Below are 22,898 nucleotides of genomic sequence, written 5' to 3' on the forward strand. Positions count from 1 at the left end.
CTGAAAACGCTACAGTCCCCGCCAGTGCCCGAACCCACCCGCCAGTCCGCCGACCGCCCGAGCGCCAATACGCCCTCGCTTGTCACCGTGCGCCTGCTCCGCGAGAGCGACCCGATCCCCGAGATCACCAGCCTCCTGCACCGCGCGTACGCCAAGCAGGTGAGCATGGGCCTGAAACCCCTCGCCGGCCGGCAGGACGACGCCACCACCCACAAACGCGTGCACAGCGGCGAGTGCTACCTCGCCGTCATGCCCGACCCCGCGTCCCCGCGCGGCGAGAAAATCGTCGGCACCATCCTCTTCCACGAAGTGGAGGACGCCAAAGGCCCGCCGTGGTTCGGCAATGCTTTCGTCGACAGCTTCTCGCAGTTCGCCGTCGACCCCGACATCCAGGGGCAGGGCCTCGGCGGGCTTATGCTCGACAAGGTCGAGGCCCGCGCCAAGGAGTGCGGCGCGACCGAGATGGCCTGCTCCATGGCCGAGCCCGACACCGACCTCATGAAGTGGTACCTCAAGCGCGGGTATCGCTTTGTCGAGCACTGGCAGTGGCCCTACACCAACTACCGCAGCGCCATTCTGAGCAAGACGCTGTAACGAGGGTCTGACGGCGCCAACGGACTTAGCGCCGGTATACTGCGCGCAAGGAGCACCAATATGCAGCAACGCCGCGGTTTCACGCTGGTCGAGGGTGGGTTCGCAGCCGCGGCGGTGTCGCTGCTGGTGTGCCTGGGGCTGGTGCCCATGCAGCCCGAGCCGAGCAAGCAGGACAAACCCGCCGCCCGGCCCGAGCAGGACGGCAAACAGGAGCGGCCCCGCCGCTACAAGCCGGGGCAGCCAGAGAAGACCGATGAGCCCCGGGAGACGGGTGAGAACGGGGCCCTCCTGGTGGCCCCCACGGTTTCGGCGCTCAGCAAGGCGCGGGCGAGCGCCCGCCAGATCAAGTGCGCAACGATGGTCCGCGGCATCAGCCAGGGCCTGATCATGTTCGCCCAAGGGAACGAGGATTCCTACCCGCGCCCCTCGCGGCTCGACAAGGAAAATACCACCATCAACGCCGCCGCGCACGAGAAGGACACGACCGACAACATCATCTCGGTCATGATCTACAACGGCTTCTTCGGCCCCGAGCTGTGTGTCACACCCGCCGAAGTGAACAAGAACATCAAGATGATGAAGGACTACGCGTACGCCAGCCCTGCTTCCGCGGCCACGCCGCAGCAGGCGCTGTGGGACCCTGCCTTCAATGCCGACTTCACCAGCCCCGACGGCGGGCACCTCTCCTACGCGCACCTCATGCCCAGCAGGTCACGCCGGCATATCTGGACCAACTCCTTCAGCTCCACGGAGGCCGCGGTCGGTAACCGGGGCCCGCGCATCGAAGCCCTCGAACGCCGCGCGGAGCGCGATGTGCCAGTCCTGCCCGAAAAGAGCCACACCTACCGCATCCACGGTGCCAACTCCACCTGGGAGGGCAATGTCGCGTTCAACGACAACCACGTCGAGTTCATGACGACGATGTATGCGCCCGGTGCCGAGTACCTCGACCCCGAGAGGGTCAAGAAACCCGACAACTTCTTCTACGACGAGAACGACGACCCCGCCGACTCGAACCTGGTGCTCGGCATCTACACCCGCGCGGGCATCACGACCGACCACTTCAAGGGCATTTGGGACTAAACGTGTAGGAACCCAGACCGGCAGAATCCCGACCGTCAGGGAGGGACTCGGCCCGCCGGCGGGCCGACCGGCTACGCCACGCGCGCCACACGAACCGCCCACAGCGGTGTCGTACTGGTACCACAGGAGCGCCCCGCATGCCCACCCCTCGCGCGTTCACCCTCACCGAACTGACCGCCACCTTGGCCGTGCTCGCCGCGGGCGCTTGCCTCACGGCCGTGTGCGTGGGCCAACAGCCCGAGGACGAACCCAAGAAGCCCTCACCCAAGGTCTCCGGCGACCCCGAGGTCATCAAGGCAGAGAAGCAGAAGAAGGCCAAGGAGGATCAGATCAAGGACTCCACGCACGTGCGCGGCATTCACCAGGGCCTCGTCATGTTCGCCCAGAACAACAAGGACAAGTTCCCGCTGCCCAGCGTGATCGACAAGGGCGACCACACCGTGAAGGCCGGGCAGGCGACCGAGAAGGACACGACCGCCAACATCATGTCGATGCTGGTCTTCAACGGCTTCTTCGGGCCTGAGTTGTGCGTCTCGCCCGCCGAGAGCAACGACAAGATCAAGGCAGATGAGGATTACGAGTACGCCAGCCCCAGGAGGGCCGTGAAGCCCGAGGCGGCCCTGTGGGACCCCGCGTTCAGCGCCGACTTCTCCGACGGGAACACCGGCAACTTCAGCTACGCCCACCTCATGCCCAGCAAGTCGCGACTGGAGCAGTGGGGCAATACGTTCAAGGCAACCGAGCCCGCCATCGGCAACCGCGGCCCAAAGGTCGTCGCCGTCACCTACCAGGGCGAGGCCGACAAGCTCAGGGCGGTGCCCGAGGTGAACGGGAAGAGCAAGACCTACGCGATCCACGGGCCCGCCGACAGCTGGGAGGGCAACATCGCGTTCAACGACAACCACGTCGAGTACATGAGCGAAATGACGCACCCAAAGCGCACCTTCAAGGACGCGAAGGAGATCGCCCGCCCCGACGTGCTGTTCTTCAACGAGGACAACGACCCCAGCGACAGCAACACCATATTGGGCATCTTCACCCACGCCGGCCCGAGCACGAAGAACTTCAAGGCGATCTGGGACTGAGCGTCCGTCGGGCATCGCTCCCAGCCTCACACATGACCCCAAACGCGAAGACCGGCCGCGGCCCTCCAGCACGGCCGGTTTTCGTATGCTCTGCCCCATGCGGGCCGTGGTGCAGCGAGTGTCGAGTGCGTCGGTGACAGTAAACGGGGGCGTCGTCGGCGGGATCGGCCGCGGCCTGCTGGTGCTGGTCGGCATCGAGCAGGCTGATTCCGACTCGCAGGTCGTGTGGCTCGCCGACAAGTGCGCCAACCTGCGGATCTTCGAGGACGTACAGGGCAAAATGAACCTTTCGGTGAAGGACGTCGCCGGCGCAATCCTGCTTGTTCCCAACTTCACGATCGCGGGCGAGGCGCGCAAAGGACGACGGCCCAGCTTCGACAACGCGATGCGTCCGGAGCAGTCCGAGCCGATGTTTCAGCGAGTCGTCGCCGCGGTGCAGGCACAGGGCGTGCCGGTGCAGACCGGGGTGTTCCGGGCGGAGATGCAGGTGGCGCTTGTGAACGACGGCCCAATCACGATCTGGCTCGACTCGAACGGCTAAGTGCCGCCGAGATGTCTTCATCTCGGTGGTTTCCGATGGGATCGCTGCTGGATCAATACCATCCGAGCGTGCCCGACCTCGACGCACTCCTCCAGCAACTCAACCTCACCTGCACCCGCCGCACCTTCATCGGTTCGGGCGCCAGCGGCTCCGTGCTCCGCCTGACCCTCATCGATGGCTCCACGCTAATCGCCAAGCTCTCCACCTCCACCGACCTCACCCTCGAAGCCCGCGGCCTTGAACTCCTGGCCAACCACTCGCGCCTGCCCGTGCCCAAGCCGATCCATGCCACTCGGGCCGTCCTCCTCATGCAGGACATGCCCGGCGCCAGCGGCGCCTCGGGCGAAGCCGAGGAGCACGCGGCCGCGCTGCTCGCAGACCTGCACGCGGTCACCGAGCCCCAGGCACGCTACGGCCTGGACTTCGACAATCTCATCGGCCCGCTGCCGCAGCGGAACACGTGGGCACCCTCCTGGCCCGCGTTTTTCCGCGACCACCGCCTCCTGCCGATGACGCACGCCGCCGCGCGCGAGGGCGCGATCTCTGCCGCGCTCGCCACGCGACTCGAGCGCCTGGCATCCATCCTTGACGAGCGCCTGCCCGGGAACCCACCCGCCACCCTCATCCATGGCGACATCTGGTCCGGCAACGTCCTGTCGCACGATGGCCGCATCACCGCCCTGCTCGACCCCTCGCCCTACTACGCCCACGCCGAGGTCGAGCTCGCGTTCATCACGCTCTTCTCCACCTTCGGCCAGCGGTTCTTCGGCCGCTACGGGGAGCGACGCCCAATCGATCCGGACTTCTGGACCACCCGCCGGCACCTCTACAACATCTACCCGCTGCTCGTGCACGCCCGCCTCTTCGGCGAGAGCTACGCGGCCCAGATCGACCGCACCCTTGACCTCCTGCTCTAGCTCAAACGCTGGCAGCGACACCGGCGGCGCGGTAGAACATCCCCATGATCCGCCCGCTCTCTGTTGCTGCGGTTGCCATCCTCACTGCTGCGCCCGTGAACGCACAGCCTGCGCCCATCGCCCCGCCCGCGCAGGCAATCACGCAAGTCGCAAGCACGCCCACTCTCCCGGACCTCATCCGCCGCTACAGCGAGGACGAGTCCTACATCAGCCGCTTCCACCGCATGGAGTACTCGGAGAACCGGCGCGAGCGCTTCGAGCAGTACTACATAGAGTGGCTGGAACGCCTCGACACCCTCGCTTACGACGAGCTCGCCCCCACCGACCGCATCGACTTCCACCTGCTCCGCACCAGCGCCCGCTGGAGCCTCGACCAACTCGCGGCCGAGCGCCGCCGCCTCGACGCCATGGCCGAGGTCCTCCCCTTCCGCGAGGCGATCCAGACGCTCGAGCTCGCCCGCGTCCGCATGGACGCCTGCGACCCGCCCGCCGCGGCCCAGACGCTTGCCGACATCAGCGACAAGGTCAAGAGGACCCTCGATCGCGTGAAGGACGGCCGCAAGAAGGAGGGCGAGCGCACCGACACCGCAATCGTCCTCACCCCCGCCGTCGCCCAGCGGGCCGCGGGCGCCGTCGATGAACTGAGCGGCACCCTGGACCGCTGGGCCAGCAGCTACGAAGAGTTCGTTCCCGACTTTGATTGGTGGACCCGCAAACCACGCGAGGAGGCACAGAAGCAGCTGCGCGAACTCTCCAAGGAGCTCCGCGAAGAGGTCGCCGGCCTCAAGGGCAAGGACGAGGACCCGCTCGTCGGCGACCCCATCGGGCGCGAGGCCCTGCTCGCCGACATCCGCGGCGAGATGCTCGCCTACACGCCCGAGGAGCTCATCGCCATCGGCGAGCGCGAGCTCGCCTGGTGCGAAGAGCAGGCCCGCAAGGCCGCGGCCTCGATGGGCTACGAAGACTGGAAGCTCGCGCTCGCGAAGGTCAAAGGCGCCCACGTCCCACCCGGCGAGCAGGCGGCGTTCGTGCGCGACGAAGGCCGCGCGATGGTCAAGTTCCTCAAGGACCGCGACCTCATCACCATCCCCGAGCTGTGCGAGCAGTCGTGGCGGCTCGAAATGCACTCGCCCGAGACGCAGAAGACGCTGCCGTACGCCGTGTACGGCGGGCAGTACATGGGGGTGTCCTACGCCGCGGGTTCAATGCCGCACGACGTGAAGCTCATGGCGATGCGCGGCAACAACCGCCACTTCACTCACATCGTCACCCCGCACGAGCTCATCCCCGGCCACCACCTCCAGGGGTTCTTCGCCCAGCGCGAGCGCGAGTACCGCCGCCCCTTCCGCACGCCGTTCCTGGTTGAGGGCTGGGCGCTCTACTGGGAGTTCCGGCTGTGGGACCTGGGCTGGGCGGGCGCGACCGGGCACGACGCCGACATGGACCGCATCGGCATGCTCTTCTGGCGCATGCACCGGGCCGCGCGAATCATCGTGAGCCTCAAGTACCACCTCGGCGACATGACCCCGCAGCAGATGGTTGACTTCCTGGTCGAGCGCGTCGGTCACGAGAAGAGCGGGGCCACCGCCGAGGTCCGCCGCTACATCGGCGGCCATTACTCACCCCTGTACCAGTGCGGCTACATGATCGGCGGCCTCCAGCTGCGGTCGCTCTACCGCGAGCTGGTCGAGTCGGGCCAGCTGACGGACAAGCAGTTCAACGACGCGGTGCTGCTGGAGAACTCCATCCCAATCGAGTTGATCCGCGCGAGCCTCAAGGGCGAGAGCCTGCCGAAGGATTGGACGCCCGCGTGGAGGTTCGCGGAGAGTGGTCAGTAGGGGCGGATGACCTTGAGCCTGGGAACAGTGGCGAAGTGCCGATCATTGAGGGTGGCCACTGGCAGTCGCAGTCGGAGCGCCGTCGCTGCAATCAGGCAATCCGCCCAGCCGATGCCGGCACGCCGCTGGTGAGTGGTGAAAAGTGAGAGTGCGACCGTGAAGTCCGCATCCCGAACTGCGAGCCGGCGCAGAGTTGTGATCATCCGTTGAGTCAGCAGAATATCAGCGGGGGATTTCACTCCGTCGTAGAGCTCAAAGCTCACACCGGGGTGGATGGCAGCACGTGCGGAGGATGCCAGCGGAGAAGTGAACGCGCTCGCTGCCCCGAGCCCGCGTCTGAGGTCCACGAGGACGCTGGTGTCGAAGATGATCAGCTCAGCCACGCGGCGTCCCGCGTGAGGCCCGGCTTCGGATTTCACGAGCGATATCGGCCGAGGAGCGGCCTTTCCACTCCGGCTTGTCCTTCCACATCCCGAAGGACTGCAGGAACAGCTCGAGCCGCTGCTTCCCCGTCATGCGCTTGCTGGCGTTGAGTTTTTTCGCGGCCTTTGACGTTCGGCACTTTCTAGGACCCCCCAACCCGCTGCGAGCCTTCTTTGGTGTCGTTGCTCGACGGCTCCGAACCTGGATCTCGACAGTGTCACCCTCCTGGAGCGTGGCCCCCTCCTCCGGGATAATGACCCCGTTCCGGTATGTGCCCCTGAAGGTCATGCTCGCCATTGTAGCGATCCCGCCAAAAACAGGGCCGCCGGGGCTTGTGTCCCCGGCGGCTCGTGTACCTTCCTGGAGCCTCACCGCGTCTTGCTATCCCCCCGCGCGAAGATGCTCGCCACGTAGTTCAGCACGTCCGTCGCGCTCTGCTCGCTGTAGCCAAACTGCTTGATCAGCCGCTGCTTCACCACGTCGATCTTCGCCTGCGTCTCGTCGTCCACGACGCTCGACACGAGGTTCTTGAGCTTGATGGTGTCGCGCTGGTCCTCGAACAGCTTGAGCTCCAGCGCCCGGTACAGCCGCGCGTTGGTGTTGTACTCGAACTTCTTGCCGTCGAGCGCGAGGGCGCCGATGTAGTTCATGATCTCCTGGCGGAAGTCGTCCTTGCGGCTCTCGGGGATCTCGATCTTCTCCTCGATCGACCGCATGAGCCGCTCGTCGGGCTCCTCGTCGCGCCCGGTGTACTTGTTCCGCACCCGCTCCTTCTGCGTGTAGGCGCGGACGCTCTCGATGTAGTTGGCCGCGAGCCGGCGGATGGAATCCTCGTCGGCGCTGATCGCCCGCTGGATCTCGCCCTTGATGATGTCCTCGTACTCCTCCTTGACGATGGACAGCAGCTCGCGGTACTGCTTCTTCAGGTTCTCGTCGCTGATCAGCGAGTGGTGGCTCAGACCCTCCTCCAGCTCGTTGAGCACCATGAAGGGGTTGATCCCCTTCTCCTCCACCGCCTGGCGGCTCACCAGGGCGTTGCTGATCTTGTCCTGGATATACCGCGGCGAGATGCCGTTCATCCCCTCGCGCGGCGCCTCCTCCTTCAGTTCCCGCACGCTGTCCTCGGTGAAGCCGGGGATGCTCTTCCCGTCGTACAGCTTCATCTTCTGCAGCAGCGTGAGGCCAGCCTTCTTGGGCTCCTCCAGGCGCGTCAGCACCGCCCACATCGCGGCCACCTCCAGGGTGTGCGGCGCCACGTGGATGTTCCTGATCCGCTCTGGCCCAAAGTCCTTCTGGTAGATGCGGACCTCATCGCTCAGGCGGATGTTGTACGGGATATCGATCTTGATCGTGCGGTCGCGGAACGCCTCCATCATCTCGTTGGACTGGAGCCGCTTGTACTCCGGCTCGTTGGTGTGCCCGAGGATGACCTCGTCGATGTAGGTCTGCGCGAACTTCTTGGGCTTGATCGTGTGCTCCTGCGAAGCCCCCAGCAGGTCGTACAGGAACGCCACGTCGAGCTTGAGCACCTCAATGAACTCGCAGATGCCGCGGTTGGCGATGTTCAGCTCGCCGTCGAAGTTGAACGCCCGCGGGTCGCTGTCCGACCCGTACTGGGCAATCTTGCGGTAGTTGATGTCGCCCGTCAGCTCGGTCGAGTCCTGGTTCTTCTCGTCCTTGGGCTGGAACGTGCCGATGCCCACGCGGTCCTTCTCGCTGAGGATGATCCGCCGCACCTTGACGTGGTCCATCACCTTCTTGAAGTCGCCCTCGTAGAAGGCCATCAGGTCCTCGAAGACCTTGCGGCAGAAGGGGTCGGGCTCGCCGTTCACCTTCAGCCGCCCGTTGTGGTTCTTGTTGCGGAAGTTCGCGTTCAGCTTCGCCAGCACGTCCTCCCGCGCCTCCCGCGGGATGAGCACCAGCGGGTCCTCGTGCATCGGGCACGCGAACTCGTGCGTCTTCGCGGCCTCCCGCGCGCTCGCGCTCTTGACCGCCGACACCTCGCAGTTCTCATCCAGCAGCCACGAGAAGCTGTACAGGGCCCCGTCCGGCGTGCGGCTGTAGGCCTCGATGCCCTTCTTCAGCAGCCGCGCGATCGTCGACTTGCTCGACCCCACCGGCCCGTGCAGCAGCAGGATCCGCTTGTCCGTGCCGTAGCCCTCGGCCGCGGACCGCATGAAGTCCACCAGCTGCATCAGAGCGAAGTCCAGCCCGAAGATCGCGTCCGCCCCGTTGTCGAAGGGGTCGCTGAAGAAGTTGTACCGCGTCACTTCCTTCTTGAAGACCTTGTACTTCTCGCTCCCATGGCTGAGCACGGCGTCGTACAGCCGCTGGTACGCGTTCCGCACCACCGCCGGATTCTGCGCGCAGATCTCCAGGTAATCCCAGAACGACCCCGTCCAGTGGTGGTCCTGAAAGCGGCGGCGGTCCAGCTTGGACTCGATCGCCGAGATCAGGTCGCGGCTGGCCACCGCCCCGTCCTTGACGGTGGCGCCGGCTCGCTGAAGGTCACGCGAAGAAACGTCCCGGGACGCACCCGACTGTGAGCGGAACTCGTTCATGGCCTTGCCCTCCGCTGCCTGCGGTCCAGCACTTCCAACAGGCCGGGGCAGCCTGCCCGCGGCCCGATCTCGTCTCTCGCTCCACGCCGCGTGTCGAGGGCTGTCACCCTCATCAGCAGCTATCGGCCGTCCGCCCCGCCCCGGTGAGCCAAGTCGGCCACTTTCCGGACATTCACTTATACGTCCTAAGCGGGCTCACGGATGATTAATCGGGGTGGAACACCTCACAGGCGGCGACCGGTCTCGCGCAGCGCTCCGCCGGCGCGCCCGCACCGGCGCGCAGGGGCTTGCATCAGTCGCACCTGCGCGCTCCGCCCTGCGGGTGCACGCGGCACTAAACTCCGCTCATGTCGTTCGGCCTTGGCCATGGTCGTGAACTCGATGACGCACCGGGGGTGATCGGCGTCTCCGCGCAGGAGCTGCCCACGCTCCCTGACGAGGCGCTCACCAACCCCGAAGCCGGGCGCCTCGACCCGCGCCGGTGGTTCCCCGATCCCTCCCGCCGCTTCGAGCTTGAAATCGGCAGCGGCAAGGGCACGTTTATCCTGGAGAGCGGGCGCGCGCACCCCGAGGTCAACTTCCTCGGGATCGAGTGGGCACGCGAGTTCTACCTCTATGCCGCCGACCGCGTCCGCCGCGCGGCCCTCGCCAACGTGCGCATGCTCCGCACCGACGCCAGCGAGTTCCTCCGCTGGCGCTGCCCCTCGAGCATCGTCTCCGTCATCCACCTCTACTTCTCCGACCCCTGGCCCAAGAAGAAGCACCACAAGAACCGCGTCATCCAGGACCGCTTCCTCACGGAGGTTCACCGCGTCCTCGCCCCCGGTGGCGAGCTCCGCGTCGTCACCGACCACGACGAGCTCTGGGCCTGGGACCTCGAGCACTTCGCCCGCTTCACGGCGCCCACCGCCCCCGCGCGCTTCGAGCAGCTCCCCTTCACCCCGCCCGACTGGGTCGGCGAGGGCGAGCTCATCGGCACCAACTACGAACGCAAGATGTGCACCGACAAGACCGCCCACGCCGCCGTGCTGCGCAAGTTGTGAGTTGCACTGCGACGCCTTGACTGAGCCGCTGCCTCCAGGACGCCGGGACCGAGCCGCTCTGGGCGAAGTCCCGGATTGGCGGCGGCTCCCCCTGCTCGCCTGTCAAACTGACACCCAAACACTCGCAACACACCCCACCCCTGACGGTTAAGCCCCTCGGCACCGTCCTTGCATGCAGCTTGCCACCCCCTGGCGAACAATCGCCAGCTGAACTCCCAAGAACAGATCGCGGGCCACCGCCCGTAGGAACTCCCCATGATCACCCGCGCAACCTCCAAGCTCCTCGCAGTGTTGCTCGCCCTCCTGGGCCTCGGCCCAGCCGCCTGCGGCCAAAACTCCACCCCAACCCAACCCAAGCCCTCGGCCCCATCGGTCACGCGCACCGCCACCCCTGCCCGCCCCAGCCCCGACGCCGCATCGGCCGAGGACATCGCCTTCGCCAAGCGCCTGTCCAACGCATTCAAGTCCGTGGCGCACAACGTCGAGCCCAGCGTCGTGCACATCACCCAGCGCAACCGCATCACCCAGCGCAACATCTGGGGCGAGGTCGTACGCTCGGGCATCACCGACACCGGCATGGGCTCGGGGTTCATCGTCAGCACCGACGGCTACATCGTCACCAACAACCACGTCATCACCAGCCGCGACCGCGCCGCCGAGCAGATCAGCGTGCGCCTCTTCGACGGACGCGAGGTCGACGCTCGACTCGTTGGTCGCGACGAGCTCACCGACCTCGCCGTGCTCCAGATCGACGCCAAGGAGCTGCCCCAGGGCATCTCGCCCGTCACTTTCGGCGACTCGGACGTGCTGGAAGTGGGGGAGTGGGTGGTCGCCATCGGCAGCCCCTTCGGCCTCTCGAACACCGTCACTGCCGGCATCGTCTCCGCCAAGGGCCGCTCCATCACGCCCCGCGAGACCGGGCGCGTCCACGAGGACTTCATCCAGACCGACGCCGCTATCAACCCCGGCAACTCCGGCGGCCCGCTGCTCAACCTCCAGGGCGAGGTCGTCGGCGTCAACTCCGCGATCGCCTCCCGCAGCGGCGGCTACCAGGGCATCGGCTTCGCCATCCCCAGCAACATCGCCAAGGCCGTGCTCGACAACATCGTCGCTCACGGGCGCGTCGTCCGCGGCTGGATGGGCGTTGACCTCGCGGACCTTGCCAACGGCGTGGGCGTGCAGAGCGTTCAGGAAGACAGCCCCGCCGACAAGGCCGGCCTCCGCGCCGGGGACATCATCACCAAGTACCAGGGCAAGACCGTCAACGAGCCGCGCCTCCGCAACGCCATCGCCCTCACCGCCCCCGGCACCAAGGCGCCGATTGAAATTCTCCGCGACGGCCAAGCCCTGAGCACCGTCGTCACCATCGGCGACCTCAACGCCGCCCTTGGCAACACCGACGTCCCGCAGCTCGGCGCCCGCGTCCGCACCCTCACCCGTGACATCGCCCAGGCCCTCCGCGTCAACCGCAACCGCGGCGTCGTCGTCATGGAAGTGGACGACGGCTCCCGCGCCCACGCCGCTGGCTTCGAGCCCGGCGACGTCATCGTCGGCTACCGCCAGGGCGCCACCGAGCGAACCATCGGCACCGCCGAGGAGTTCACGAATCTCTGCGCCCGTGCAGACTTCGCCAGCGGCCTCCAGCTGAACGTCATCCGCAACAACCAGGGCTTCCTCCAACGGGGCTACCTCGTCGTCCAGGACCAGTAAGCGATCCCACGCCGCCGGGACCGAGGCGCCCTCGCCGAAGTCCCGGATTGGCAGTTGCTCCCCGCGCACCCGAGGCCATCCCCCAATCCGGGACTTCGCCAGAGGGGCCCAGCCCCGCTCCCCACCCTCTCGAGACCCTCCCGCCCGGTGGTACGCCCGCTGTCCGGGGGCTATTCTTATGACCCAGGGTGGTGGCCCTGGGGCCGTGACTCTCCGCGTTCGCGGGGACGGTGGACAACAACCCGACAACAGCCCCCGAGGGGCAGGGCCTTTCACAGGGCCCGGCGCTGCAGTGCCCGCGTGCCACCCGCACGGCCCCGCAGCCCGAACCCGCTTCCAACCGAGCCGTTTGGCGAAGCCTTACCGGCACATTGGGCCGCGGGTACCAAGGAAAGTGTCTCCATGATCGATGAAACTCTGATTGCTTCCCTGGGTCTGGCGGACGACGAGGCCAATGCACTCCTCCGCGACGCGTACGGGCCCGCCATGGCCAAGGGCGCGTCCGGCCAGTACATGGACTCGCTCCTCAAGGACCAGATCGCTGATCTGATCCCCGGGAAGCTGATCAAGGGCAAGGTGATCGGCTACGCCGGCGATGACGTCGTCATCGAGGTCGGCCTCAAGTCCGAGGGCCTCATCCCCAAGGAAGAGTTCGAAGGCACCGAGATCAAGCCCGGCGACATGGTCGACGTGCTGCTCGAGGGCCTCGAGGGCGACGGCGGCCTCATCCAGCTCTCCAAGCGCAAGGCCGACCGCATGCTCTCCTGGCAGCGGATCGTGGACACCACCAAGGAGGGCGATGTCGTCGAGGGCCTGGTCACCCGCAAAATCAAGGGCGGCCTGCTCGTTGACATCGGCGTCCCCGTGTTCCTGCCCGCCTCGCAGGTCGACATCCGCCGCCCCGGCGAAATCGGCGAGTTCATGGGCCGCAAGATCCGCGCCGAGATCCTCAAGATCGACCTCGAGCGCCGCAACATCGTCATCTCCCGCCGCAAGCTCATCGAGAACGAGCGCGACGCCGCCAAGAAGCGCCTCCTCGAAACCCTCAAGGAGGGCGAGATCGTCATCGGCACGGTCAAGAACATCGCCGACTTCGGCGCGTTCGTCGACCTGGGCGGTATCGACGGCCTGCTCCACATCACCGACATGTCCTGGAGCCGCATCAACCACCCCAGCGAGCTCCTCAAGATCGACCAGAAGGTCGAGGTCAAGGTCCTCAACATCGACCGCGAGAAGGAGAAGATCGCGCTGGGCATGAAGCAGCGCGAGGCCTCCCCGTGGGAGGAGATCGAGAAGAAGTTCCCGGTTGGCTCCCGCGTCCGCGGCGCGGTGGTCAACATCATGTCCTACGGCGCCTTCGTGCGGCTTGACGAGGGCATCGAGGGCCTGGTCCACATCTCCGAGATGTCCTGGACCCGCCGGGTCAACCACCCCAGCGAAATGGTCCAGCCCGGTCAGGAGGTCGACGTCGTCGTCCTCGAGATCAACAAGGACAAGCAGGAAATCAGCCTCGGCATGAAGCAGACCGAGGTCAACCCTTGGGAGCTGGTGGGCGAGAAGTACCCGCCCGGCACCATGATCGAGGGCAAGGTCCGCAACCTCGCCAACTACGGCGCCTTCGTCGAGATCGAGCCCGGCATCGACGGCCTGCTCCACATCTCCGACATGTCCTGGACCAAGAAGGTCACGCACCCCAACGAGCTCCTCAAGAAGGGCGACTCGGTCAAGTGCGTCGTCCTCGAGGTCGACCGCGACAAGCAGCGCATCAGCCTCGGCCAGAAGCAGCTCACCGAGGACCCGTGGCTCAACGCCATCCCCGAGCACTACAAGCCCGGCATGGTCGTCCGCGGCGCTGTCACCAAGATCACCAACTTCGGCGTCTTCGTCGAGCTCGAGCAGGAGCTCGAGGGCCTGCTCCACATCTCCGAGCTGGCCGACCACAAGGTCGAGAACCCGCAGGACGTGGTCAAGCCCGGGGACGAGATCGACGTCAAGATCCTCCGCGTCGACCGCGCCGACCGCAAGATCGGCCTGTCCCTCAAGCGCGCCCAGTGGGGCGACACCAGCGGCGCCGACGCGGCCGCCGGCGGCGGCGACAAGCCCGAGCGGGCCGACCGCAAGGACCGTCCCACCCGCGGCGGCATGGACGCCCACGACGCCATGGGCACCGACAAGATCCGCTTCCAGTGATGGACGGGCCCGTCGGCAGGTAGCCTGAAATGACCAAGGGCCCCGGTGTTCGACACCGGGGCCCTTTTCGTTGGTGACTGGGTTCGTCCTATACGACCTATCCGACGTATAAGACCTGCTCCGCCTCAGCCTCTACCGAGCCTCTAGCACAGAGCCAGGAAGCTCAGCAGGCACAGGAGGGCGACCTTCTTGCGGTTATCAGTGACAGCGGCGATTGTGATGAGAGCCTGCATCTCTGTTTCTCCCGTGTCTTTGGTTGTACCACACGCTGCGGTGTGGGCTCAATACCAGCATGCCCCAGCTTCAGTAAAAGGCAAGACACGACGCGCGGAACTGCACAATCGCCCGTTTTACAGGACCCTGTGGACAACGCGGAGAGCGCTTATGACGGTCATCGCACGTGCGCGTGCAGTTATCGCGACAGTGGCCCTCGCCACGCTCATGGGCGCAGCCCTTGCGCAGCCACAGCCCGCCATCAACCCCGCCCCGCCCCAGCCCGCCCGCACGCCCTCATCCCTCCCGCCCGGCCCCATCGAGACCATGGACGCCTTCAGCGTCGTCGAAGGCTGGGTCCGCGCCTGGGAGGTGGGGAACACCTCTGCCCTCCCGAAAGCGCTCGAGACCACCGGCGGCTGCGCGATCACCCTCCGCCTCGACCACCGCGTCGTCGGGCGCGGTATCAGCTTCGAGACCGGGCTCGCCGCCATTGCGAGCGCCACCCGCGCCGCCATGGACGACGCCGCGACGCGCACCCACGTGGTACGCGACGCCACCGAGCTCGACCAGCGCCGCGCCCACGCCAAGCGCATGGCCATCAGCCTCGAGCTCGCAGGCACGCGCACCCCGCTCGACGCCGCGACGTTCGCGGAGATCGACGCGCTCCTCCAGCCCGGCCTCGACGGCGTCGCGGTGCGCGTGGGCGACACGCACGCGGGCATGTTCCCCTCCGAGATGCTGATCACCAACCTCCCGCCCTCGGACGCCACCATCGCCGCCGTCGCCCAGGCCAGCGGGGACCCCGCCCTCGCCGTGAAGATCGACCCCAAGGGCCAGCCCGCCGAGCTCCGCAAGGACGGGCGCGTCGTCTTCCAGAAGTTCCGCGTCACCCACGTAGCCCAGAGCGACGAGAGCGGCGCCGCAACCGTCCTCGTCCGCGGCGGCCGCATCGTGCAGCCGCTCGAAGTCACCACCCCCGCCCTCACCTCCTTCGCCGACACCCTCGCCCGCCACCTGCGGGCCCGCGTTGACTGGAAGAGCCCCGACCTCACCATGACCGGTTCCGTCATGCCCTTCCAGGGCCGCACGCTCGCCCAGGCCAGCACTGTCGAGAAGCTCATCACCACCGCCGCCCTCGCCCGCCACGCCCGGCGCCACAAGGGCATGACCAAGCCCTTCAACCTCGAGCTGCTCGATATCCACCGCCTCCGCGCCTCCGCCAGCAACGACGCGCTCCGCGGCCCCGTCGAGAGCGCCGCGTGGATCATCGCCTCGCGCGAGATCGACCGCGCCCCGCAGCCCTACGAGCCCACCGCAGTGCTCGACCCGAGCGGCAACTTCGTCGACAAAGGCAACAACACGCCCGACCTCGAGAAGGTCCGCATCGACCCTGTGCTGCGCGCACAGATCGGCGCCCGCGTCGTGGCCGCGTACGACCCGGAAACCGGCTGGACCGCCGAAGTCCCCGACGGCGCCAAAGGCTTCGTCGCCTACGCCCTCGCGATCGAATCAACAGCTGAAAACCTCGACGCCGCCGAGCGCACCGCCCGGCGCGCCAGGGCCGACCAGGCCATCCGCAGCATCTTCACAGACACCCCGCCCGCCAAGCTCGTCGGCCAGATGCCCTGGCTCGGCATGGCCGAGCTCCTGCTCGCCGAGAACGACGTCCCCGCGGCCCCCGCCCTCGAGAGCGTCCGCGAGCTCGTGTGGAAGCACCAGCTCACCAGCGAAGACTCCGCCGGCGAAGCCGACGACCTCATCGGCGGCATCGTCTTCACCTCCTCCGCCAACCCGCTCCCCACCGCCCAATCCGTCCGCCCCGTCCTGCTGCTCGCCATCATGGCCCGCGACCGCCGCCTCACCACCGACGACCAGGCCTGGCGCGAACTCTCGCGGCTCCTCAGCGCCTCCCGCTTCCTCCGCCAGCTCTCGATCGACCACTGGTCCGCCTACGCGGCCGTCGACCCCGTCGCCGCCGACGGCGGCGTCCGCAGCAGCCTCTGGGACCAGCGCCAACCCGTCGAGGCTACCGCACTCACGCTCTGGGCGGTGTGCGAGGTGCTTGAAACAACAGAAGAACTCGGCAAGCGCTAGCCGCGCTGGCCCGCTCGCGCCCGATCACCCCGTCACCAGCCGGCAGTGATCGCACCGGTGCCGGAACCGCGTGAACACATTGCGCCGTGTGAGCCACTCACGCCCGCAACTCGGGCAAGGCCGCTCCTCCGGCAGCTCATCGCCGTCGATCGTGCTCGACCACAGGTAGTAGTACACCGGGGGACCAAGCTGGTCTTCCAGGCTCTCCCGCAGCGACAGCCCGTTCTTGTTGAACTCGCTCGAGAGCTGCGACAGCGCCCGGAACGCCGCCCGTTCACCCGCCCCGCTGTTGAACCAGATCGTGTCGTACATGCGGAAGTGGGTCTGCCACGTCAGCAGCCATCGCAACTGCCACTCTTCCAGCCCCTTCGCCGGGCCGTTCGCCTGAGCCGTAAGCCGGTAAAGAGGAACAGGCCGGAAACACCTGCTGCAGCGAAGCGCACTCAAAAGCGTGTACGCGTGCGTGAACATGACCAGCGGCCGCCGGGATGTGCAAGGGTCCGCATTGAGCGCATCCGTGGTCCCCTCGGGCAGGCTGGCCGCGAGCGACCGGCCGAATAGCGGCCGCCCCAGGACCTGCACCGCCGGTCCCTTGCCTGTGATCTCCCGAACCCGCCGCACGAGCTTTCGCCCCTTAACCCCCGCGTTCGCCACCGACAACGAACTCCGCTCCAGCGCCGGCACCTCCGCCGTGGTGATCCGATGCCGTCCGTCCAGAACCCAAGCCACGTCGGGCGAGAGCGACTGCCCACACAGCCACCACGCGTGAGCGAGGTGCTGCAGGCAATCGTCCAGCTCATCGCCATCTCGCCGCGACAACGGCGGTCCAACGGTGACCTTGAGGTGGTACATCGCCCCAGTTTAGAGCTATTCCGAGGGTCACCCGACAGCCCAAACAAAGAACCATCGCAGGCCCTTGGAAACACCACAAAAACTTGAGCAAAACAAACCGACTTGCCGTCCCGAATTCGCCCTCGAAACCGGGCTCCTGACGGGCTTCCCGCCTATCATTTCTGCCCTGATTTTCCGGAGCTTTTTGGATGCCTGAACACCCCGGTCCGGAACGCACTCCTGACGCCGAAAACCCCTCCGGCGGAGCCCCTGATTCCGGCTCCCCCGCGGGCAACGGGGGCGCCGTCGACGAGCACGGCAAGATCGTCGAGCTCGACATCCAGCGCGAGCTCAAGGACAGCTACCTCACCTACGCCATGAGCACCATCATGGACCGGGCCCTGCCCGACGTCCGTGACGGCCTCAAGCCCTCCCAGCGACGCATCCTCGTCGCCATGAACGACCTCAACCTCCGCCCCGGCCGCAAGCACATCAAGTGCGCCAAGATCGCCGGCGACACCTCGGGCAACTACCACCCGCACGGCGAGGGCGTCATCTACCCAACCCTCGTCAACATGGCCCAGAAGTGGCGCATGCGCGTCCAGCTCGTGGACCCCCAGGGCAACTTCGGCTCCATCGAGGGCGACCCGCCCGCCGCCATGCGGTACACCGAGGCCCGCATGACCGCCGCGACCGTCGACATGCTCGCCGACCTCAAGCTCGGCACCGTCGACTTCCAGCCCAACTACGACGACCGCCTCATGGAGCCACTGGTGCTCCCGGGCAAGTTCCCCAACCTCCTGATCAACGGCGGCGTCGGCATCGCCGTGGGCATGGCCACCAGCCTCCCCCCGCAGAACCCCACCGAAGTCCTCGACTCCATCATCCGCGTCATCGAGGACGAGACCATCACCCTCGAGATGCTGATGCAGGACGTCCTTGATAGCGAGGGCAAGGTCGTCCGCCACGGCATCAAGGGCCCCGACTTCCCCACCGGCGGCATCCTCCACGGCCGGCGCGGCATCATCGAGGCCTACCACAGCGGGCGCGGCAAGGTCACCGTCCGCGGCACCATGCACACCGAGGACCTGGGCAAGGACCGCCAGCAGCTCGTCGTCGACCAGATCCCCTACATGCTCGCCCAGAACGGCCTCGTCGAGAAGATCGTCGACGCCGTCAAGGAAGAGCACATTCAGGACGTCAGCGACGTCCGCAACGAGTCGGGCCGCGAGGCCCAGACCCGCATCGTCATCGAGCTCAAGAAGGGCGCCGACCCGCGCGTGGTCGAGAAGCAGCTCTACGAGTTCACGCCACTCCAGCAGACCTTCTCGATCATCAACATCGCGCTGGTCAACCGCCAGCCGCGGACGCTCAGCCTCCGCGAGATGATCGACCTGTTCATCGGCCACCGTATCGAGGTCATCCGCCGCCGCACCGAGCACCTGCTCCGCGAGGCCAAGAAGCGGGCCCACGTGCTCGAGGGCATGATTTACGCCGTCTGCGACATCGACGAGGTGATCCGCGAGATCCGCGCCAGCAAGACCCGCGACGAGGCCATCGAGCGCCTCATGGCCCGCAAGTTCCAGATCCCCGCGTCCCACCCCTTCGCGCCCAAGATCCCCGCCCGGCTCATGGCCAAGGTCCGTGCCGGCGACGCCGCGGGCGGCATCGCCCTGACCCGCGTGCAGGCCGAAACGATCGGCGGCATGCGCCTCATCCAGCTCGTCGGCCTCGAGATCGAGCGCCTCGTCGGCGAGTACGCCCAGGTGCTCGGCGAGATCGAGGGCTACGAGCTCATCCTCTCCAGCCGACAGCGCGTCCTCGACATCATCAAGGAAGACTGCGAGGAGATGCGCACCCGCTACGCCTCCCCCCGCCTCACCCAGATCGACGACGCCGACACCGACATCCTCATCGCCGACCTCATCCCCGTCGAGGACGTGGCCCTCACCATCAGCCACCAGGGTTACGTGAAGCGCGTCCCCCTCGACACCTACCGCCAGCAAGGCCGCGGCGGCAAGGGCATCCGCGCCAGCGACGCCAAGGACGATGACTTCGTCGAGCACCTCTTCGTCGCCAGCACGCACGACGACCTGCTCTGCTTCACCGACACCGGGCGCGTCTTCAAGATCAAGGTCTTCGAGATCCCCGAGATGAGCCGCACCAGCGCCGGGCGCGCCATCGTCAACCTCATCGACCTCAAGCAGGGCGAGCGCACCTGCGCCTACCTCGCCGTCAAGAACTTCGAGAGCGGCAGCGACTTCCTCACCTTCGTCAGCCGCGGCGGCATCGTCAAGCGCACCGCCCTCAAGGCCTACGCCAACGTCGGCAAGGCCGGTCTCATCGCCGTGGGCCTCAAGGAAGGCGACGCCCTGCTCGATGTCACCCTCACCGACGGCAACGACGACCTGCTGCTCGCCACCGCCATGGGCCAGGCCATCCGCTTCAACGAGCAGGACGCCCGCGACATGGGTCGCGCCGCCGCCGGCGTCAAGGGCATCGAGCTCGCCGAGGGCGATGAGGTCATCGGCGTGGTCAAGGTCCCCATGGTCCTCGACAAGGAGGACCCCGAGTACACCCTGACCGCCGACCCCTCCATCGCCCTCCTCACCATCACCGACAAGGGCTTCGGCAAGCGCACCGCCATCGACGAGTACCGCGTCCAGCCCGAGACCGGCAAGGCCCGCAGCCAGTCCCGCGGCGGCAAGGGGCGCGTCGACATCAAGCTCACCGACAAGAACGGCAAGAGCGTCGCCGCCCTGGGCGTCATCCCCGGCGACGATGTCGTCGTCATCACCCGCGGCGGCCAGCTCGTCCGTACGCCCGTCGCCGAGATCCGCGAGTGCGGCCGCGGCAGCCAGGGCGTCAAGGTCGTCGGACTCCACGAGGGCGACGCCGTCATCGCCGCCGCCCGCGTCTCCCCCGAGGGCAAGGCCGAAGAAACCGCCCCGGTCGACAACCCGGAAAAGCCCGACCTGCCGCCGGGCGACACGGGTGCTCCGGACCAGGCCTGAGTATGCACCGCGCCGGAAACGCCCACGGGAACACCGGGCGATCCCCGCTCGTACTGGTCACGCCGGCCTTGGTACTCTGAGCGCCCCCGCACTGGAAGTCAGCCGATGTCCACCGACTGGTCCGACAACATCGTCATCACCGAACTCTCCGACGAGCCCGCCCTCTCCGAGGAGCTCGCCGCCATCTCCCAGCGCATCAACGAGCACCAGGACCACGTCCCCCACGTCGTCCTCAACTTCGCGGCCGTGAGCTACGTCAACAGCTCCAACCTCGCGCAGCTGCTCCGTCTCCGCAAGCAGCTCGCCGAGCACAAGAAGCTGCTCAAGCTCTGCTCGGTCAAGGACGACCTCTGGTCCGTTTTCCTGATCACCGGCCTCGACAAGGTCTTCCGCTTCGCTCCAGACCCCATGACCGCCCTCGCCGGGATCCAGATCGAAGAAGAAAAGGGCCGCTGACGGCGCGCGCCCTCATATGAGTCCCATGACTCCTATGAGTCCTATTCCTCTCACAGCCTCCCCGCGAACCCATCCGCCTTCTTCGCCAGGGCAAAGTCCTTCTCTGTGATCCCGCCCGCGTCGTGCGTCGCCAGCGTCAGCGTCACGCGGTTGTAGCGGATCAGGATGTCGGGGTGGTGCTGGTCGTCCTCCGCCGCGTCGGCCACCGCCGTCACGAACCGGATGGACGCCTTGAAGTCCTTGAACTGGTACGTCCGCTGGATGGCCTCGCCCACCAGGGCCCACTCGGGCGTCTGCTTCAGGGCCTCGGTAATCTGTCCGTCGGTGAGCTTGTCCATGGGTGTCCTCGGGCCCGCGAGATGTGTGGGCGCGGCCTAATCGGCGTCCGAGTGTAGGGATCACGCCCATTCAGGGGCGGTTCACGCGTGCTGGGCCCGGGCGTGGCACCCTGATGGTGAATGCGCCAGGACGGCCCCATGGTGGCGAACGCGCCCAAGCGCCAAACGCCGCGCAAGCGGCACCGGCTCCGCCGCGCCATCCTGCCCACGCTCGTCGTGCTCGTCGTTCTGCTCGTGGCCGCGCGCCTCGCCCTCCCCTGGTGGCTCCAGCGCTACGTCAACGACACCATCGACCGCAGCCCCGACTACGACGGGCGCGTCGGGGAGATCGACGTGCACCTCCTCCGCGGTGCCTACTCCATCAACGACCTCAAGATCGTCAAGACCACCCACCGCGTCCCCGTCCCCTTCTTCGAGGGCGACCGCGTGGACTTCTCCCTCGACTACGAGGCCCTCTGGAAGCAGGGCGCCCTCCGCGGCGAGATCACGATGATCAAGCCCCGCCTCAACTTCGTCGACGGCGAGACCGAGGAGGACGACCAGACCGGCGCCGGCCAGCCCTGGCTCGCCATCATCCAGGACCTCTACCCCTTCCGCATCGACAGCGCCAAGGTGGTCGACGGCACCGTCTCCTTCCAGGCCTTCCACAAAGAGCCCAACGTCGACGTCAACCTCACGAAGGTCCAGGCCGAGCTCAAGAACCTCACCAACATCGAGAACAAGACCGACCCGCTCATGGCCACGCTCAAGGCGAGCGCCGAGGCAATGGGCGGCACCTTCGAGCTCGACATGTCGATGGACCCCTCGTCCTACCGCCCCCACTTGGAAGTGGCCACCCGCGTCCTCAACGTGGACGTCAACCAGCTCAACGACCTGGCCCAGGCCTACGGCGAGTTCGACTTCGAGGGCGGCCGCTTCGACCTCGTCATCGAGTTCGCCACCAGGGACGGCTACATCGACGGCTACCTGAAGCCCCTCTTCCGCAACGTGCAGGTCATCAGCCTCAAGGACGCGAAGGAAGACAACCCCCTCGAGTTCTTCTGGGAGGCGCTGGTGGGAACAGTGGGGGAGCTGCTCACCAACCAGCCGCGTGACCAGTTCGGCACGCGAGTGACCATCGAGGGCGACATCGAAGACCCCAAGACCAGCGTGCTGGAAATCATCGGAAACGTGCTGAGGAACGCATTCGTGCGGGCCTACCTGCCCCGGATCGAGGGCAAGGTCGCGCCCAGCACCAGGAACACGGAAGGAGACAGCGAATGAAGACCCACTGGATGAACCTGTGCGCCGCCGGCCTGCTCGCCCTCACCCTCGGCGGCTGCGGCTGGGGCCAGAGCACCGAGGGCGACGAGCCCGCGGGGTCGGGCGACCCCGAGGCCGATCAGCGCGCCGAGATGCGCGTGGGCAGCACCGACAACGACCGTGACGACAAGAAGAAGAACGGCAAGGACGGCGAGAAGCGCAACGCCACCCTGTTTGAGCGCCTCGGGGGCCAGGCCGGCATCCGCCGCCTCGTCGACGACATGACCACCCGCGTCGTCAACGACCCGCGCGTCAACTTCTCCCGCCAGAACGTCGACGGTGGCCTGCTCAAGGGCGACATCGACCCCTGGGACCCCAATGCCCAGAACGTGCAGCACTTCAAGGACCGCATGGTCGAGTTCATCTCCCTCGCTGCGGGCGGCCCCGCCACCTACCAGGGCCGCGACATGGGCACCGTGCACGACGGCATGAAGATCACCAACAGCGAGTTCGACGCCATGATCGGCGACATCAAGACCTCCATGGAGCGCCTCGGCATCGCCCGTCAGGAGCAGAAGGAGCTCATCGCCATCTTCGAGACCACCCGCAAGGAGATCGTCGGGGAGAACGACTGAGCGGAACCGGAAACCGGAAAGCGGAAACCGGAAAGCAGTCGCAGCACCGACGCGTTAGCGAACCTCCCGACGACGCGCTTACGCTCC

At 66.9% G+C, this 22,898-nt stretch carries 19 protein-coding genes; 14 read left to right on the plus strand and 5 right to left on the minus strand.

All coding sequences use genetic code 11. The annotated features are described in order from the left end of the window. The first annotated feature begins 24 nt into the window (after nucleotides 1-24). The 6 genes from VD997_11710 to VD997_11735 all read left to right on the plus strand — a co-directional run bounded on the left by VD997_11710 (nucleotide 25) and on the right by VD997_11735 (nucleotide 6,058). On the plus strand, nucleotides 25-594 hold the full coding sequence (locus VD997_11710) for a GNAT family N-acetyltransferase (protein ID HYE62652.1): 570 nt from the start codon (nucleotides 25-27) through the stop codon (nucleotides 592-594). 60 nt (nucleotides 595-654) lie between these two features. Further along, the gene (locus tag VD997_11715; GenBank protein ID HYE62653.1) at nucleotides 655-1,677 is read left to right on the plus strand and encodes a hypothetical protein; all 1,023 of its coding nucleotides are present in this window, start codon (nucleotides 655-657) and stop codon (nucleotides 1,675-1,677) included. Between the two features lie 137 nt (nucleotides 1,678-1,814). Further along, the gene (locus tag VD997_11720) at nucleotides 1,815-2,762 is read left to right on the plus strand and encodes a prepilin-type N-terminal cleavage/methylation domain-containing protein (GenBank protein HYE62654.1); all 948 of its coding nucleotides are present in this window, start codon (nucleotides 1,815-1,817) and stop codon (nucleotides 2,760-2,762) included. Between the two features lie 97 nt (nucleotides 2,763-2,859). Further along, nucleotides 2,860-3,303: a D-aminoacyl-tRNA deacylase gene (dtd, locus tag VD997_11725; protein HYE62655.1), complete on the plus strand. Its 444-nt coding sequence runs from the start codon at nucleotides 2,860-2,862 to the stop codon at nucleotides 3,301-3,303. A 68-nt stretch (nucleotides 3,304-3,371) separates the two neighbouring features. Next, nucleotides 3,372-4,220 (plus strand): fructosamine kinase family protein, encoded by an 849-nt coding sequence (locus VD997_11730; protein HYE62656.1) that lies wholly within the window; start codon nucleotides 3,372-3,374, stop codon nucleotides 4,218-4,220. A 44-nt stretch (nucleotides 4,221-4,264) separates the two neighbouring features. Continuing rightward, entirely contained in the window at nucleotides 4,265-6,058 is a 1,794-nt protein-coding gene (locus VD997_11735; protein HYE62657.1) for a DUF885 family protein, read from the plus strand. Here the strand turns inward: VD997_11735 and VD997_11740 are convergent. From VD997_11740 to VD997_11750, 3 genes are all read right to left on the minus strand, one after another. Further along, nucleotides 6,052-6,441, minus strand: coding sequence for a PIN domain-containing protein (locus VD997_11740; GenBank protein ID HYE62658.1), 390 nt, complete (start codon nucleotides 6,439-6,441; stop codon nucleotides 6,052-6,054). The two genes, VD997_11735 and VD997_11740, sit on opposite strands and share 7 nt — an antisense overlap. Further along, the gene (locus VD997_11745; GenBank protein HYE62659.1) at nucleotides 6,434-6,769 is read right to left on the minus strand and encodes an antitoxin AF2212-like protein; all 336 of its coding nucleotides are present in this window, start codon (nucleotides 6,767-6,769) and stop codon (nucleotides 6,434-6,436) included. Before VD997_11745 ends, VD997_11740 begins: the two co-directional genes overlap by 8 nt. A gap of 80 nt (nucleotides 6,770-6,849) precedes the next feature. Then, a complete protein-coding gene (locus tag VD997_11750; GenBank protein HYE62660.1) occupies nucleotides 6,850-9,042 on the minus strand; it encodes a hypothetical protein in 2,193 nt (730 codons plus the stop codon). Between the two features lie 347 nt (nucleotides 9,043-9,389). Between VD997_11750 and trmB the strand changes: the two genes are divergently transcribed. The 4 genes from trmB (at nucleotide 9,390) to VD997_11770 (ending at nucleotide 16,295) form a co-directional block, all read left to right on the plus strand. Then, nucleotides 9,390-10,085 (plus strand): tRNA (guanosine(46)-N7)-methyltransferase TrmB, encoded by a 696-nt coding sequence (trmB, locus tag VD997_11755; GenBank protein ID HYE62661.1) that lies wholly within the window; start codon nucleotides 9,390-9,392, stop codon nucleotides 10,083-10,085. Between the two features lie 255 nt (nucleotides 10,086-10,340). Further along, nucleotides 10,341-11,795, plus strand: a complete 1,455-nt coding sequence (locus VD997_11760) for a trypsin-like peptidase domain-containing protein (GenBank protein ID HYE62662.1) — start codon at nucleotides 10,341-10,343, stop codon at nucleotides 11,793-11,795. A 402-nt stretch (nucleotides 11,796-12,197) separates the two neighbouring features. Then, nucleotides 12,198-13,985 (plus strand): 30S ribosomal protein S1, encoded by a 1,788-nt coding sequence (locus VD997_11765; GenBank protein ID HYE62663.1) that lies wholly within the window; start codon nucleotides 12,198-12,200, stop codon nucleotides 13,983-13,985. A gap of 384 nt (nucleotides 13,986-14,369) precedes the next feature. Continuing rightward, complete coding sequence (locus tag VD997_11770) at nucleotides 14,370-16,295, plus strand: hypothetical protein (GenBank protein ID HYE62664.1); 1,926 nt, start codon at nucleotides 14,370-14,372, stop codon at nucleotides 16,293-16,295. Between the two features lie 24 nt (nucleotides 16,296-16,319). Here VD997_11770 and VD997_11775 read toward each other — a convergent pair whose 3' ends face one another. After that, complete coding sequence (locus VD997_11775; protein ID HYE62665.1) at nucleotides 16,320-17,147, minus strand: DUF2310 family Zn-ribbon-containing protein; 828 nt, start codon at nucleotides 17,145-17,147, stop codon at nucleotides 16,320-16,322. 188 nt (nucleotides 17,148-17,335) lie between these two features. On the opposite strand from VD997_11775, the gene gyrA reads away from it, so the two are divergent. Together gyrA and VD997_11785 are read left to right on the plus strand one after the other, a co-directional pair. Further along, nucleotides 17,336-20,140 carry a DNA gyrase subunit A gene (gene gyrA / locus VD997_11780; protein ID HYE62666.1) on the plus strand — a complete coding sequence of 935 codons (2,805 nt, stop codon included), beginning with the start codon at nucleotides 17,336-17,338 and terminating at the stop codon, nucleotides 20,138-20,140. Between the two features lie 105 nt (nucleotides 20,141-20,245). Further along, nucleotides 20,246-20,596, plus strand: a complete 351-nt coding sequence (locus tag VD997_11785; protein ID HYE62667.1) for an STAS domain-containing protein — start codon at nucleotides 20,246-20,248, stop codon at nucleotides 20,594-20,596. Between the two features lie 50 nt (nucleotides 20,597-20,646). On the opposite strand, the gene VD997_11790 is transcribed toward VD997_11785, so the two are convergent. Next, nucleotides 20,647-20,934: a 4a-hydroxytetrahydrobiopterin dehydratase gene (locus tag VD997_11790; protein ID HYE62668.1), complete on the minus strand. Its 288-nt coding sequence runs from the start codon at nucleotides 20,932-20,934 to the stop codon at nucleotides 20,647-20,649. A gap of 120 nt (nucleotides 20,935-21,054) precedes the next feature. Here VD997_11790 and VD997_11795 point away from each other — a divergent pair, with 120 nt between their 5' ends. Beyond that, a complete protein-coding gene (locus VD997_11795) occupies nucleotides 21,055-22,197 on the plus strand; it encodes a DUF748 domain-containing protein (protein HYE62669.1) in 1,143 nt (380 codons plus the stop codon). Beyond that, nucleotides 22,194-22,811 carry a group 1 truncated hemoglobin gene (locus tag VD997_11800; GenBank protein ID HYE62670.1) on the plus strand — a complete coding sequence of 206 codons (618 nt, stop codon included), beginning with the start codon at nucleotides 22,194-22,196 and terminating at the stop codon, nucleotides 22,809-22,811. Before VD997_11795 ends, VD997_11800 begins: the two co-directional genes overlap by 4 nt. Nucleotides 22,812-22,898 lie beyond the last annotated feature (87 nt).

The sequence above is a fragment of the Phycisphaerales bacterium genome (assembly GCA_035627955.1).
Lineage (GTDB): Bacteria > Planctomycetota > Phycisphaerae > Phycisphaerales > UBA1924 > JAEYTB01.

What these genes read in the sequence shown, in the direction of transcription:
- VD997_11800 (HYE62670.1), top strand. Translation starts at nt 22,194, where the DNA reads ATGAAGACCCACTGGATGAACCTGTGCGCCGCCGGCCTGCTCGCCCTC.
- VD997_11795 (HYE62669.1), top strand. Translation starts at nt 21,055, where the DNA reads ATGCGCCAGGACGGCCCCATGGTGGCGAACGCGCCCAAGCGCCAAACG.
- VD997_11770 (HYE62664.1), top strand. Translation starts at nt 14,370, where the DNA reads ATGACGGTCATCGCACGTGCGCGTGCAGTTATCGCGACAGTGGCCCTC.
- gyrA (HYE62666.1), top strand. Translation starts at nt 17,336, where the DNA reads ATGCCTGAACACCCCGGTCCGGAACGCACTCCTGACGCCGAAAACCCC.
- VD997_11785 (HYE62667.1), top strand. Translation starts at nt 20,246, where the DNA reads ATGTCCACCGACTGGTCCGACAACATCGTCATCACCGAACTCTCCGAC.
- VD997_11760 (HYE62662.1), top strand. Translation starts at nt 10,341, where the DNA reads ATGATCACCCGCGCAACCTCCAAGCTCCTCGCAGTGTTGCTCGCCCTC.
- VD997_11735 (HYE62657.1), top strand. Translation starts at nt 4,265, where the DNA reads ATGATCCGCCCGCTCTCTGTTGCTGCGGTTGCCATCCTCACTGCTGCG.
- VD997_11790 (HYE62668.1), bottom strand. Translation starts at nt 20,934, where the DNA reads ATGGACAAGCTCACCGACGGACAGATTACCGAGGCCCTGAAGCAGACG.
- dtd (HYE62655.1), top strand. Translation starts at nt 2,860, where the DNA reads ATGCGGGCCGTGGTGCAGCGAGTGTCGAGTGCGTCGGTGACAGTAAAC.
- VD997_11745 (HYE62659.1), bottom strand. Translation starts at nt 6,769, where the DNA reads ATGACCTTCAGGGGCACATACCGGAACGGGGTCATTATCCCGGAGGAG.
- VD997_11750 (HYE62660.1), bottom strand. Translation starts at nt 9,042, where the DNA reads ATGAACGAGTTCCGCTCACAGTCGGGTGCGTCCCGGGACGTTTCTTCG.
- trmB (HYE62661.1), top strand. Translation starts at nt 9,390, where the DNA reads ATGTCGTTCGGCCTTGGCCATGGTCGTGAACTCGATGACGCACCGGGG.
- VD997_11775 (HYE62665.1), bottom strand. Translation starts at nt 17,147, where the DNA reads ATGTACCACCTCAAGGTCACCGTTGGACCGCCGTTGTCGCGGCGAGAT.
- VD997_11765 (HYE62663.1), top strand. Translation starts at nt 12,198, where the DNA reads ATGATCGATGAAACTCTGATTGCTTCCCTGGGTCTGGCGGACGACGAG.
- VD997_11720 (HYE62654.1), top strand. Translation starts at nt 1,815, where the DNA reads ATGCCCACCCCTCGCGCGTTCACCCTCACCGAACTGACCGCCACCTTG.
- VD997_11715 (HYE62653.1), top strand. Translation starts at nt 655, where the DNA reads ATGCAGCAACGCCGCGGTTTCACGCTGGTCGAGGGTGGGTTCGCAGCC.